This window comes from Micromonospora sp. NPDC047738 (assembly GCF_040642675.1).
Classification (GTDB): domain Bacteria; phylum Actinomycetota; class Actinomycetes; order Mycobacteriales; family Micromonosporaceae; genus Micromonospora.
Genome location: NZ_JBEYSO010000007.1, coordinates 157,497 through 170,457 on the forward strand (window position 1 = coordinate 157,497; position 12,961 = coordinate 170,457).

Annotated in this window: 10 protein-coding genes; 9 read left to right on the forward strand and 1 reads right to left on the reverse strand. The window is 70.8% G+C overall.

Translation table 11 applies throughout. The annotated features are described in order from the left end of the window. Nucleotides 1-53: 53 nt before the first annotated feature. Together ABZ783_RS14265 and ABZ783_RS14270 are read left to right on the forward strand one after the other, a co-directional pair. On the forward strand, nucleotides 54-3,530 hold the full coding sequence (locus ABZ783_RS14265; protein WP_357437536.1) for a hypothetical protein: 3,477 nt from the start codon (nucleotides 54-56) through the stop codon (nucleotides 3,528-3,530). Further along, nucleotides 3,527-4,114 carry a hypothetical protein gene (locus ABZ783_RS14270; protein WP_357437538.1) on the forward strand — a complete coding sequence of 196 codons (588 nt, stop codon included), beginning with the start codon at nucleotides 3,527-3,529 and terminating at the stop codon, nucleotides 4,112-4,114. Before ABZ783_RS14265 ends, ABZ783_RS14270 begins: the two co-directional genes overlap by 4 nt. A 37-nt stretch (nucleotides 4,115-4,151) precedes the next feature. Here ABZ783_RS14270 and ABZ783_RS14275 read toward each other — a convergent pair whose 3' ends face one another. After that, complete coding sequence (locus tag ABZ783_RS14275; RefSeq protein ID WP_357437541.1) at nucleotides 4,152-4,784, reverse strand: TetR/AcrR family transcriptional regulator; 633 nt, start codon at nucleotides 4,782-4,784, stop codon at nucleotides 4,152-4,154. Between the two features lie 96 nt (nucleotides 4,785-4,880). Between ABZ783_RS14275 and ABZ783_RS14280 the strand changes: the two genes are divergently transcribed. The 7 genes from ABZ783_RS14280 to ABZ783_RS14310 all read left to right on the forward strand — a co-directional run bounded on the left by ABZ783_RS14280 (nucleotide 4,881) and on the right by ABZ783_RS14310 (nucleotide 12,854). Then, the gene (locus ABZ783_RS14280; protein WP_357437543.1) at nucleotides 4,881-5,888 is read left to right on the forward strand and encodes a hypothetical protein; all 1,008 of its coding nucleotides are present in this window, start codon (nucleotides 4,881-4,883) and stop codon (nucleotides 5,886-5,888) included. A gap of 57 nt (nucleotides 5,889-5,945) precedes the next feature. Then, nucleotides 5,946-6,287: a hypothetical protein gene (locus tag ABZ783_RS14285; protein ID WP_073839938.1), complete on the forward strand. Its 342-nt coding sequence runs from the start codon at nucleotides 5,946-5,948 to the stop codon at nucleotides 6,285-6,287. 277 nt (nucleotides 6,288-6,564) lie between these two features. After that, nucleotides 6,565-7,635, forward strand: a complete 1,071-nt coding sequence (locus tag ABZ783_RS14290) for a BMP family ABC transporter substrate-binding protein (protein ID WP_357437893.1) — start codon at nucleotides 6,565-6,567, stop codon at nucleotides 7,633-7,635. Between the two features lie 256 nt (nucleotides 7,636-7,891). Continuing rightward, nucleotides 7,892-9,418: an ABC transporter ATP-binding protein gene (locus ABZ783_RS14295; RefSeq protein ID WP_357437895.1), complete on the forward strand. Its 1,527-nt coding sequence runs from the start codon at nucleotides 7,892-7,894 to the stop codon at nucleotides 9,416-9,418. A gap of 76 nt (nucleotides 9,419-9,494) precedes the next feature. Then, the gene (locus ABZ783_RS14300; protein WP_073839935.1) at nucleotides 9,495-10,850 is read left to right on the forward strand and encodes an ABC transporter permease; all 1,356 of its coding nucleotides are present in this window, start codon (nucleotides 9,495-9,497) and stop codon (nucleotides 10,848-10,850) included. Nucleotides 10,851-10,853: 3 nt separating this feature from the next. Further along, a complete protein-coding gene (locus tag ABZ783_RS14305; protein WP_357437546.1) occupies nucleotides 10,854-12,134 on the forward strand; it encodes an ABC transporter permease in 1,281 nt (426 codons plus the stop codon). Between the two features lie 12 nt (nucleotides 12,135-12,146). After that, nucleotides 12,147-12,854 (forward strand): cytidine deaminase, encoded by a 708-nt coding sequence (locus ABZ783_RS14310; RefSeq protein ID WP_357437549.1) that lies wholly within the window; start codon nucleotides 12,147-12,149, stop codon nucleotides 12,852-12,854. Nucleotides 12,855-12,961: the final 107 nt, after the last annotated feature.

A 12,961-nucleotide genomic window follows, 5' to 3' on the forward strand; every position in this document is an offset into this window, starting at 1 on the left:
AGCTGACCAAGGGCACCCTACCCGGCCTCGGCGGCGGCGACGCGGACGCTCTGGTGCAGGGCGAGATTCCGGTGAAGCTGGAGTGGTTCGCGTTCAACTACCGGGCCGAGCCGGGCTTCAACCGTGAGGAGGTCGGCTGCCCCGCTGCCACCCGGGCCGGCCAGGGCTACGACGCCGCGCACTGCATCGGCGAGGAGACGGCCCTGTCCTCCTGGGCGTACGGAGACCCGGGCGGCGGCGACCTGGTCTTCAGCAACTACCGGGGCGAGCCGATGCAGATCCGGCTGCTGCACCCGGCCGAGTTCGAGACCCACACCTTCCACTGGCATGTCAACCGGTGGCCGTTCGACCCGAAGGACGAGGGCGGGCTCGCGGCGGTCAGCAACCCGCACCACCGTACGGAGAAGACGAACATCCTCGACGTGCAGGCCGTGTCACCCGGGTCCCACTACAGCCTGATCGCCCAGGGTGGGGCGGGCTCCGCGCACCTGGACAAGAAGGCGACCTTCGGCGACATCATCTTCCACTGCCACCTCTACGGCCACTTCGCCACGGGCATGTGGGCGCTGAACCGCACGCTGGACAAGCGGGAGGACGGCAGCCGGCACAACCCGGACGGCACGCCGATCCCGGCGCTCTACCCGCTGCCGGACTTCGACTACCAGACCGAGACCTCCGGCGTGAACCCGCCGCCGAGCCCGACGGCCAGCACCCCCGGCTTCCCGCTGTTCGTTCCCGGGAAGTTCGGCTTCAAGGCGCCCAAGCCGCCGCTCGGCGTGCCGGAGCGCTCCACGACCGGGGTCTTCCCGCCGACCGACCTGGAAAAGGCGGCGGCCGACCCGGGCGCGCAGAAGGCCGGCGGGTTCTTCCAGGATCCGTGCCCGACGGGTCGACCCACCAAGACGTTCGACGTCTCCGCCATCCAGATTAACCAGCAGTACAACCCGGAGCTGAACTGGCGAAATCCGCAGAGCCGGGTGTACGTCCTGGAGTCCCAACGGGCGGCAATCGAAGGCGGCCAGAAACCGGAGCCGTTCGCCCCACTGCTCAACGTCGGTGACTGCGTGGTCTACAAGCTGACCAACCGACTACCCGTGCAGTTCGGCGGAAACGTCTTCGACCGGGCCCAGGAGACCAACGAGGTCGGCCTGCATCAGCACATGGTGCAGTTCGACGTGCTCTCCTCCGACGGCGCGGCGAACGGCTGGAACTACGACCAGGGCGCCGACTTCGGCCAGACGATCACCTACCGGGACTTCGTCCACGAGGACACCGCCACCAACAGCTTCCACGACCACTTCTTCGCCAACGTCCACCAGGACAACGGCCTGTTCGGCGGCGCGACCATCCACCCCGCCGGGTGCACGTTCCAGGACGCGCGGACCGCGGCGCCGGTGCAGGTCGGCACGTTCGTCAACGTGGTGTGCGAATCCACCATCGACTACCGGGGCAAGCAGACCGACGGCGAGGACTACCGCAACGTGTCCCTCTTCATCGAGGACCGCGTGCCGATGTTCCAACCGCCGAACCCGAACACCAGCAACGACGATCAGTTCGTCACGCCCGACGGGGTGCCGATCTTCCCGGCAAAGTTCCCGTCCAGCATCGACGACCAGGGTGTAATGGGCGTCAATTACCGGCTCGAACCGTTCGAGGGCAGACGCGGGGCCGACCCATCCGAACTGTTCGACTCCGGGACACACGGCCTGCCGTACACCCCGTACTTCATGGCGTACGACAACGACCGGGTCAAGATCAGACTTTTCCAGCTGTCGCAGGAGGAGTCGCACGGCTTCAACCTGGACGGCTTCTCGTGGAAGTTCGAGCCGAACGACCCGGAATCCGAGGTCGTCCAGGGCCAGCACATCGGCATGCTGGAGTACATCGACCTGCGGGTCCGGCCGGATATCGCCCACGGTGGCGGGGAGTACCAGGGGATGAGCCGGTACTACCAGTACCACTACGGCGGGGCGGACGACTGGTTCCTCGGCGCCTGGGGAATCTTCGAGGTCAGGTCCTGCAACGACATGGGCGCCGAGGCCCCGGATTACCTGACCTACCTGCCGGACAATCCCTGGCCCGGCCTCGGGCGGTGCGAGTTCCCGGAGGGAAACGATCCCGCCGACCCGGGAAACCCCTGTCTGCTGACGGACGACAACGGCAACCCGCTGCCGGACCCGCCGAAGAAGCAGTTCAGCATCGTCGCCATCAACAAGGACATCCCGTACAACACCAGCGGGGACCACGACCCCAACGGCCTGATGTACGCCCTCGAGCAGGACTGGGCCAACGGCACGGTGAAGAACGAACCACTGGTGATCCGGGCCAACGCGGGCGACTGCGTCGAGGTGACCCTGAAGAACCGGCTCGACCCGGCGAAGATGAAGCCGCACTGCCACGAGGCCATCGAGCCGGGCCAACTCGGCTTCAAGCCGGGAGAGCTGAGCTACCCGGCCTGTATCGACCAGCCGCCGAAGAACGAGGCCAATGTGCCGGGCTTCCAGCCGTTCCCGGTCAGCGCGCGGGTCTCCATGCGCCCGACGCTGGTCACCCACACGGCGAAATCACTGGGGGCGAACGTGATCGGCCGCGTCTCGACGTGGGGCACCACCGCTCGGGACGGCACCGTCGCCCCGGGCGGCCAGATCCTCTACCGGTGGTACATCCCGCCGACGGTGACCGGGCTGGCGCTGCTCCAGGACCGCGCCGACGTGCAGAACCACCTGCATCACGGCCTGTACGGCGCGCTCGCCATCGAGCCGGCGGGCTCGTCGTACCTCGACCCGGCCACCGGGGCGCCGCTGACCAGCGGCACCCAGGCGGTCATCACCCACCCGACCCAGCCGGACTTTCGGGAAAACATCGTCCTGCTCAACAGCGACCTGGCGCTGTTCAAGGCAGACGGCACCCCGGTGCCGGACAACTTCGACCTGACCCGGAACCCCGGCCGGGTCGCCGACGACCCCGAGGACCAGGGAGAGTTCTCGGTCAACTACCGCAACGAGCCGTGGGCCCCGCGGTACGCCAACAACCAGAACATCACCAACATCTTCAGCTCCACCGTCCACGGCGACCCGGCCACCCCGCTGTTCCACGCGTACGCGGGGGACAAGACGGTCTTCCGCGTGGCCCAGGCGGTGGGCGATCCGCGGTCGACCAGCTTCGCGCTGCACGGCCACACGTGGCGGCGCACGCCGGGCGACCCGCAGTCCCAGATCGCGGCGACGCAGGGGCAGTTCAACCCCGGGGTGGTCTACAACGTCCACCTCGACCCGGCGGTGACCGGCGGGGCCGGCGGCCGGCGGGCGGTGCCGGGTGACTACCTCTACCGCTCCAACAACCTGGCCCGCCACCTGACCGGCGGCCAGTGGGGGATCTTCCGGGTGCACGGCACGGTCCAGTCCGGGCTGATCCAACTGCCCGACCATCCGGTCGGCGCCGTCGGGCGGGCCGGGGCCGGAAGGGCCGACCAGGTGTGGTCGTTGCCGGGCCGCGGCAGCGGCAGGTCCGGGCGGAGGCGGGACGGGTGAAAGGCCCCCGGCTCCGGCTCCCGGACGAGATGCTCGGGCGACCGGCCCGCCGACGCGGAGCGGCCCGGCCAGGTCGGCGGGATAGTCCCTCGTCCTACCGGCAGGGCCTGCTGCTGGGGTTCTGCCTGGGGACCACGTTCGCGCTGGTGCTCGGGGTGACCGCGTTCGTGGTCACCCGGCCGGACCCCTCGGCCACCGGCCGGGCGGGCGGCGGGCGGCCGGTGGGCGGCCCCGCGCCGTCCGCCGCGACCGCCCAGCCCCGGGCGAACGTCGGCGTGAGCGCCCGCAACCTCGGCGATCTCCAGGTGCACATTGAGGCGACGGTGAGCGCGCCGGGGTCGTACAACCCGATCACGAAGGGGCAGGTGATGGCGTACCTCGACATGATCGCCATGCCGAGGTCCCACCGGAAGGGGCCGATCATCATGGCGGAGGTGGGCGGCCGACCGGGCGTCTACCAGGCGGTGGGGCAGGTCCCGATGGCCGGGGAGTACGACGTCCAGGTCGAGGTGCGGCAGCCGATGCCGGCCGAGGCGCACGCTCGGGTCGCGGTGGGCACGGTGGCGACGGCCGCGCCGGGCTGACCTGGGCAGACGGGTGAGAGGGGAGCCCCTTCCGGCGCTATGCGTCGCGACGGGGCTCTCCCCTCTCCCCATGCAGGGCGCTTTCTCCGAGCAGGGCCCGGAACCCGGCCAGGAACGCCGCCCGGTCCGGGGAGCCGGTCAGGATGCGCTGCATGAAGTAGCCGGGGACCAGGCCGAACAGGGCCGCCCCGGCCGCCTCCGGGTCGGCGTCCGCCGGCAGTTCGCCGGTCTCGCGCGCCCGCCGGGCGATCGCCACGAAGTGGTTCCGGAAACCGCGGTACGTCGCCCGGACGAAGTCGGCCAGCGCCGGGTCCCGCTGCGCCTCGCTCCAGACCTGGATGGCCAGCCGCAGCACACCGTCCGGGCCGGTCTGCGAGTCGACGTAGGTGAGGGCCCGGGCCAGCGCCTCGGTCAGCGGCAGCGGCGGCTCGTGGCGGGCCAGCTCGGCGAAGACCTGGTCCGCCCCGCCGATCACGGACTGGGCGATCGCGGTGACCAGGTCGTACTTGCTGGGGAAGTAGCGGTAGACCGCCCCGACCGACAGCCCGGCCTCACGGATCACGTCCTGCATCGAGGTGTTGTGGAAGCCGTCGCGCAGGAAGCACCTTCGGGCCGCGTCGAGGATCTGCTGGCGGCGGGCCGCGAGGTGTTCGTCCGATACGCGTGGCACGACCGACAGTGTAAAGCGAACGTTCGTTCTTGACCGGAGGTCGACCGAGGCGCATCCTCAACCTAAGAGAATGAACGTTCGTTTTAGGAGGCGGAGATGTCCGCTCACCCGTCCCGGGTCCGCTCGCCCTGGCTGTTCGCCGTCCTGCTGGCTGCCCTCGCGGTGGCGGCCCAGGCGCTGCTCGTACCACTCTTCGCCGCTCCGGCGGCGCATCTCGCCCCCCGTGACCTGCCGGTCGCCGTCGCCGGGCCGGCGCCCGCGACCAGCGCACTCGCCGCCCAGCTGGCCACCGCCCGGCCCGGCGCGTTCGAGGTGACCACCCTGCCGGACGCGGCAGCGGCCGACCGGGCGCTCCGCGACCGCGAGGTGTACGCCGCCTTCGTCGCCGGTCCGGACGGGATCGCGCTGCACACCGCCCCCGCGGCGAGCCCGACGGTGGCCGCGCTGCTCACCGAGGCCGCCGCGCAGCTCTCCGGCGGCCGGCCGGTGCCGGTGGAGCAGGTCGTCCCGGCCGACCCGGACGACCCGCGCGGCGCCGGGTTCGCCGCCGGGTTCCTGCCGTTCGCGTTGACCAGCATGCTGGCCGGCGCACTGCTGATCTTCCTGGTGACCCGCCGGGGCGCCCGGCTGCTGGGGCTGGTGTCCTACGCCGTCCTCGCCGGCCTGGCCGGGGCGGCGGTGCTGCACGGCTGGCTCGGCATTCTGGCCGGGGACCTGTGGCGCGAGGCGGGCGCGATCGGGCTGTTCGCGCTGGCCGCGGCCGGCACCGTGGCCGGACTCGGGGCGACGCTGGGCGGTCCCGGCATCGGGCTCGGCGCGCTGCTGGTCTTCCTGGTCGGGAACCCGCTCTCCGCGGTCAGCGCGGCGCCGGAGCTGCTACCCCAGCCGTGGGGAGCCGTCGGGCAGTACCTGCCGGTCGGAGCCGGCGGCACGCTGCTGCGGGCGGCGGCGTTCTTCGACGGCGCGGGCGGCACCCGGCCCCTTGCCGTGCTGGCCGGGTACGCGGTGGTCGGTATCGGTCTGGTCCTGGTCAGTCGCCGACGGGCCGGAGCCGACGGGCGCAGCGCGGCGCCGGGAGTGCGGCCGACCAAGGTCACGGTATGACGGCAGCTGCCGGGGCCGACTACTACAAGCCGTCGTTGCTGGGGCAGGATGGTCGGCGTGGAAGCTCTTCGGCTGGTACTTCTCTACGTCCATCTGATCGGGTTCGCGATGCTGCTCGGCGGCTCGATCGCCCAGTACGTCAGCGGCCGGCTGCGGATCAACGCGGCCATGCTCTGGGGCTCGGTGATCCAGGTGCTGACCGGAATCGGTCTGTCCGCACCGCTGCGTGACGGGCACGAGCCGGCGCCCGCCAAACTTGTTACCAAGTTGGTGCTCGCGCTGCTGATCTTCGTCATGGTCTTCTTCTCCCGCAAACGGGAGTCGGTCAACCGTGGCCACTTCCTCGCCATCATCGGGTTGACGCTGGTCAACGCGGCAGTGGCGGTCTTCTGGCGGTAGCCCGTCAACAGTGCGAACGCCACCGGAAAACGGACGTTCGTGACGCCTCTCCGGAGGCCCGTCGGCACGGGAAGTGATCTGCCCCACCCAACGGTTACACCGGGGTAACGGACGCCCAACAGTCGTGCACGATTGTCGGCCGGTGGGTGGGCGCGGGCGTACGCTCCCGTCCGTAACGTGGGACGCCGGCGGGCACACCGCAGGCCGGCGAAAGGGCTGCCACCGCGCACAACGCGGTGTGCAATGGGAAGGAGACGTCTTGCGCTCTGTGCGTGGGATGCGGATCGTCGCCTCCGCCTTCGTGGCGGGTGGCCTCGTGCTGGGCGCCGCCGCGTGTGGTGAGGCCCCCAAGGACAACAACGGCGCCGGTAGCGGTGCCAAGAAGTACAGCGCCTGCATGGTGACGGACGTCGGTGGCATCGACGACAAGTCGTTCAACACCTCCGCCTGGGCGGGTCTCCAGGAGGCCAAGAAGGCCAACGACAACATCGACATCAAGTACGTCGCGTCGAAGGCCGAGGCGGACTACGAGGTCAACCTGACCGGGTTCGTCAACCAGAAGTGCGACTTCATCCTGGCCGTCGGTGGCCTGATGGCGGACGCCACCAAGAAGGCCGCGACCGCGAACCCGAACCAGCAGTTCGGCATCGTCGACTCGAACCCGGGTGTGGCCAACGTCTACCCGATGCAGTTCGACACCGCGCAGGCCGCCTTCCAGGCCGGCTACCTCGCGGCCGGCATGAGCAAGACCGGCAAGGTCGGCACCTACGGCGGTCTGCCGATCCCGCCGGTGACCATCTTCATGGACGGCTTCGCCGACGGCGTCGCGTACTTCAACAAGACCAAGAGCAAGACCGTCCAGGTGCTCGGTTGGGACAAGGCGACCCAGAAGGGCTCCTTCACCAACGACTTCACCAAGCAGGACGAGGGCAAGAAGGTCTCCGACGCGCTGGTCGCCCAGGGCGCGGACATCATCATGCCGGTCGCCGGCGGCGCCGGCCTCGGCACCACCGCCGCGGCCCAGGCCTCCGGTGGCAAGTACTCGGTCATCTGGGTCGACACCGACGGCTGCAAGAGCACCCCGAACTGCCCGGCGCTGGTGACCACGGTCGTCAAGAACATCCAGGACGCCGTCAAGGACGCCGTGCTCAAGGCCGCCGGTGGCGAGAAGCTCCAGGCCACGCCGGGCTTCGTCGGCACCCTGGCCAACAACGGCGTGTCGATCGCCCCGTTCCACGACTTCGACAGCAAGGTCCCGGCGGACCTGAAGGCCGAGGTCGACAAGATCAAGGCGGACATCGCCGCCGGCACCATCACGGTCACCTCGAAGGCCCAGCCGACCAAGTGACCCGTTCGCCGGCCGCCGCGGATCATCGGCCGCGGAGGCCGGCGGGCACCACGCATGACGATCCGGCCGCCTCGGCGCACGTGGGGACATCTCCCGCGCCCGCCGGGGCGGCCGGTCCGCACCATCTCCGGCCCGGTCAGGCGGCCGGCGCGGCAGCGGCTACGCTGCACCATCGCTCGCACTCCAGGAGGTTGCGCTGAGACTCGAACTGCGCGGCATCACCAAACGGTTCGGTGATCTGGTCGCCAACGACCACATCGACCTGACGGTGGAGCCTGGAGAGATCCACGCCCTGCTCGGCGAGAACGGCGCCGGCAAGTCGACCCTGATGAACGTGCTCTACGGGCTCTACCAGCCCGACGAGGGCGAGATCCTGGTCGACGGCCAGCCGCTGAAGCTGAAGGGCCCGTCGGACGCCATCGCCGCCGGCATCGGCATGGTGCACCAGCACTTCATGCTGGTGCCGGTCTTCACCGTGGCGGAGAACGTCATGCTCGGCGCCGAGCAGGTCAAGGGCGGCTTCACCGGCTTCCTGGACCGGCGGCGGGCCCGGCGCGAGGTCGCCGAGGTCTCCGAGCGGTACAACCTGCGGGTCGACCCGGACGCGGTGATCGAGGACCTGCCGGTCGGCATCCAGCAGCGGGTGGAGATCGTCAAGGCCCTCACCCGCGAGGTCGACCTGCTGATCCTCGACGAGCCGACCGCGGTGCTCACCCCGCAGGAGACCGAGGAACTGCTCGCGGTCATGCGGTCGCTCAAGGCCGCCGGCAAGTCGATCGTCTTCATCACCCACAAGCTGGGCGAGGTCAAGGCGATCGCGGACCGGATCACAGTGATCCGCCGCGGGAAGACCGTGGGCACGGCCTCGCCGAGCGCCAGCCGGGACGAGTTGGCCGCGCTGATGGTGGGCCGCAGCGTCCGGCTGACCGTCGACAAGAAGCCGGCCACCCCGGGCAAGCCGATCCTCGAGGTCGCCGGCCTGGTGGTGGACGACGACCGGCAGGTACGCGCGGTCGACGGCGTGGACCTGACCGTGCACGCCGGTGAGGTGCTCGGCATCGCGGGCGTGCAGGGCAACGGCCAGACCGAGCTGATCGAGGCCGTCATGGGCCTGCGGCCGGTGCTCGCCGGCACGGTGACCCTGGACGGCGAGGCCGTGCACGGCTGGCCGACCAAGAAGGTGCTCCGCGCCGGCGTCGGGTACGTGCCGGAGGACCGCAGCGTCGACGGACTGGTCAAGGAGTTCTCCGTCGCGGAGAACCTGGTGCTGGACATCTACGACCGGCCGCCCTTCGGCAAGGGCCTGTCGCTCAAGCCGGACGCCATCGCGCAGTCGGCCAAGGAGCGGATCGAGCAGTTCGACGTCCGTACCTCCTCGGCGGACGCGCCGGTGGGCACGCTCTCCGGCGGCAACCAGCAGAAGGTGATCGTGGCCCGGGAGCTGTCCCGGCCGCTGAAGCTCTTCATCGCCGCGCAGCCGACCCGGGGCGTGGACGTCGGCTCGATCGAGTTCATCCACAGCCGGGTGATCCGCGAGCGGGACATCGGCACCGCCGTCATGGTGGTCTCCAGCGAGCTGGACGAGGTGATCGGGCTGGCCGACCGGATCGCGGTGATGTATCGCGGCCGGATCATCGGCGTCGTCAGCCCGGACACCCCGCGCGAGGAGATCGGCCTGCTGATGGCGGGCATCACCCCGGACACCGCCGCCACGACCGACGGCACCCCCGGCGAGCCCGGCGCCCCGGCCCCCGAGGGCCCTGGTAATGAGGACGAGGCATGAGCGAGCGCCAGCGAGCGAATCATCAGTACAGCGCGGTGGTGCCTCATGCCGGCGCCGAGCGCAGCGAGGTGGCGGCATGAGCAACCCGAACCCGGTGTCGGGCTCCCCGGACAAGGAGCCGGCGACCGAGGCGCAGGAGGCGCGGAGCGAGGCGCGGGCGAACCCGACCGCGCCGGCGGGCGACTCCGAGCGTGCGGTGGCCGCCACCGCCACCAAGGAGCCCCCGGCCGAGCCCCGCCCCTCGCTGGGCCGGCTGTTCCTGGACAACCTCTGGGCGGCGAACACGGTCACCGTGACGGTGCTCGCGGTGCTGCTGGCGATGCTGGTCGGCGCGGTGCTGATCATCGTCTCCGACCCGGCGGTGCTGGCCACCTACGGCTACATCACCGCCCGGCCCTCGGACGCGATCAACTCCAGCTGGACCGTGGTCAGCGAGGCGTACGCGAACCTGTTCAAGGGCGCGATCTTCGACCCGGAGGCGTCCGGCTTCACCGCCGCGCTGAGCCCGATCTCGGAGACGCTCACCTACACCGCGCCCCTGGTCTTCACCGGCCTGTCGGTGGCGCTCGCCTTCCGGGGCGGCCTGTTCAACATCGGCGCCCAGGGGCAGGCGACCATCGGCGTCATCCTGGCCGCGGCGGCCGGCTTCGCGCTGCCGCTGCCGCCGGGGGTGCACCTGCTCGTCGCGCTGATCGCCGGTGCGGCCGGCGGTGCGATCTGGGGCTTCATCCCGGGCATCCTCAAGGCGCGGACCGGGGCCCACGAGGTGATCAACACGATCATGCTCAACTACGTCGCGGTCTACTTCCTGTCCTGGATCATCATCCAGAACGGGGTGCAGAACCCGCGGCGGGCCGACGCGATCAGCAAGCCGGTCGAGGCCTCCGCCCAGCTGCCCCGGCTGCTCGGCGACAACCTGCGGGTGCACGCGGGCATCCTGCTCGCGGTGCTGGCCACCTGGTTCGTGGCCTGGCTGCTGAACCGCTCGACGCTCGGCTTCGAGCTGCGCGCGGTCGGCGCCAACCCGGACGCCGCCCGCACCGCAGGCATCAGCGTCACCAAGACGTTCGTCCTGGTCATGGTGATCGCCGGCGTGCTGGCCGGGCTCGGCGGCTCGAACATGGTGCTCGGTTCTACCGCGGACGCGCTCACCCCGCAGGTGGTCGCCCAGATCGGCTTCGACGGCATCCTGGTCGCGCTGCTGGGCCGGGTGAAGCCGTGGGGTGTGCTGATGGCCGCGCTGCTCTTCGGCGCGCTCCAGGCCGGCGGCAACCGGATGCAGTCGTACTCCGGGATCTCGCTGGAGCTGGTCACCGTGCTCCAGGCGCTCATCGTCATCTTCATCGCCGCGCCGGCCCTGGTGAAGGCGATCTTCCAGCTCCGGGCGGCCCGCGCGGCCCGGCTGCAGACGAGCCTCGCGAAGGGCTGGTGAGGCATGTCCACCATGGCTGTCCCCGAGGTCGCCGTCACCGCGGTCGACGAGGGTTTCTGGACGCGTACCCGCAAGACCGGTGCGGTGGTGCTGGTGCTGGGTCTGCTCGCGGCGGTGCTCTTCGGCGCGCTCGCCACCGATCAGCAGGCCCGGTTCACGCTCAGCGAGACCGAGGGCGGCGCGGCGCTGGAGATCAACGGTACGGTCGGCGCGATCCTGTTCGGGCTGATCGCCGCCGCGGCCGGCGCCGCGCTGCTGGCCGGAGTGCCGAAGCGCTGGTTCACCCTGCTGCTCGGCGTCGGGCTGGTCGGTTTCGTGCTCAGCTTTCTCTGCTGGCAGGTCTCTGCGGCGCCCGCGGGGAGCAACTTCATGCCGCTGGTCAACGTCGTCCGCAACACCTTCGTCCTGGCGCTGCCGCTGATCTTCGGCGCGCTGGCCGGCGTGCTCTGCGAGCGGTCCGGCGTGGTCAACGTGGCGATCGAGGGCCAGCTGCTGATGGGGGCCTTCTCCGGCGCGCTCTTCGGCAGCATCTCCGGCAGCGTCTGGGTCGGTCTGGTGGCCGCCGCGATCGGCGGCGCGTTCATCTCCCTGCTGCTCGCCGTGTTCGCCATCCGCTACCTGGTCGACCAGGTGGTCATGGGCATCGTGCTCAACCTGCTCGCGGTCGGCATCACCGGCTTCCTCTACGAGCGGCTGATGCAGACCGACGCGACCAAGTACAACAGCGCCCCCCGGTTCGGCACCTGGGAGATCCCGCTGCTCAGGGACATCCCGCTGATCGGTCCGGCGCTGTTCCGGAGCAACATCTTCCTCTACCTCGGGCTGCTGCTGGTGTTGGTCATCCACTTCGCGCTGTTCCGTACCCGGTGGGGGCTGCGGACCCGGTCAGTGGGCGAGCACCCCACCGCCGCCGATACCCTGGGCGTGAAGGTGCTGCGGCTGCGCTACCGCAACGTGATCATGGCGGGGCTGGTGGCCGGCGTGGGTGGCGCCTCGTACACCCTGGCGCTCTTCTCGTTCACCAAGAACATGATCGGTGGTAAGGGCTTCATCGCCCTGGCCGCGCTGATCTTCGGCCGGTGGAGCCCGACCGGCGCGCTGCTCGCGGCGCTCTTCTTCGGCTTCGCCGACCAGCTCGCCACCTACCTCGGCGCGATCGGCAGCAGCATCCCCAGCCAGTTCCTAGCGATGCTGCCGTACCTGGCGACGATCCTGGCCGTGGCCGGCCTGGTCGGCAGGGTCCGGGCGCCGGCGGCGGACGGCAAGCCGTACATCAAGGGCTGACGGAGGTAGCACGTGGAGATCGACTGGGAGCGGCTGCGGGCCGCCGCCACCGAGGTGATGCGGCACGCGTACGTGCCGTACTCGAAGTTCCCGGTCGGAGCGGCGGCCCTGGTCGACGACGGCCGGGTGGTGGTCGGCTGCAACGTGGAGAACGCCGCCTACGGCGTGGTTCTCTGCGCCGAGTGCGGCGTGGTCTCCTCGCTGCACGCCACCGGCGGCGGCCGGATCGTCGCCCTCTCCTGCGTCGACGCCACCGGCGAGCCGCTGATGCCGTGCGGCCGGTGCCGGCAGCTGCTCTGGGAGAACGGCGGCCCGGAGTGCCTGATCGAGGCGAAGGGCGGCCCGCTGCGGATGACCGAGCTGCTGCCGCACGCGTTCGGCGTCGAGGACCTGGAGGCGGTGACCGGCGAGACGCCGGTGCCGGTGGTGCCGGAGCGGCTGGCCGCCTGGCGGGGGCGGGGCACGGTCTTCGTGCACCCGGACCTCTCCGCCGGGCAGCAGGTCTGGACGGCGTACTGGGAGCGGTCGGCCGGGGACACCGAGGGCGCCGAGACCGGCGTGCTGGAGGAGGGCCCGACCTGGGACGAGCCGGCGGAGGCGATCACCTGGGGGCTGGCGCGGACGCCGCGCGTGGTGGTGGTGGACGCGTCGGGCACGATCTTCTGGGCCGGTGAGGGTGAGCCTCCTCTGGAGATCCCGGTCCGCTGGGAGTCGAGCTAGGGGGGATCGGGCCGACGGTGCCCGGCTCCGGGTTGGCTGAGCTTGTGGGATTGGGCCGACCGTGCCCGGCTCCGGGCGGTCAGGCTTGATCCCTCCGCCGGTCACGG

Excerpts from the sequence above, each read along its gene's own strand:
- ABZ783_RS14280 (WP_357437543.1), top strand. The coding sequence starts at position 4,881 with ATGTCCGCTCACCCGTCCCGGGTCCGCTCGCCCTGGCTGTTCGCCGTC.
- ABZ783_RS14290 (WP_357437893.1), top strand. The coding sequence starts at position 6,565 with ATGCGGATCGTCGCCTCCGCCTTCGTGGCGGGTGGCCTCGTGCTGGGC.
- ABZ783_RS14300 (WP_073839935.1), top strand. The coding sequence starts at position 9,495 with ATGAGCAACCCGAACCCGGTGTCGGGCTCCCCGGACAAGGAGCCGGCG.
- ABZ783_RS14305 (WP_357437546.1), top strand. The coding sequence starts at position 10,854 with ATGTCCACCATGGCTGTCCCCGAGGTCGCCGTCACCGCGGTCGACGAG.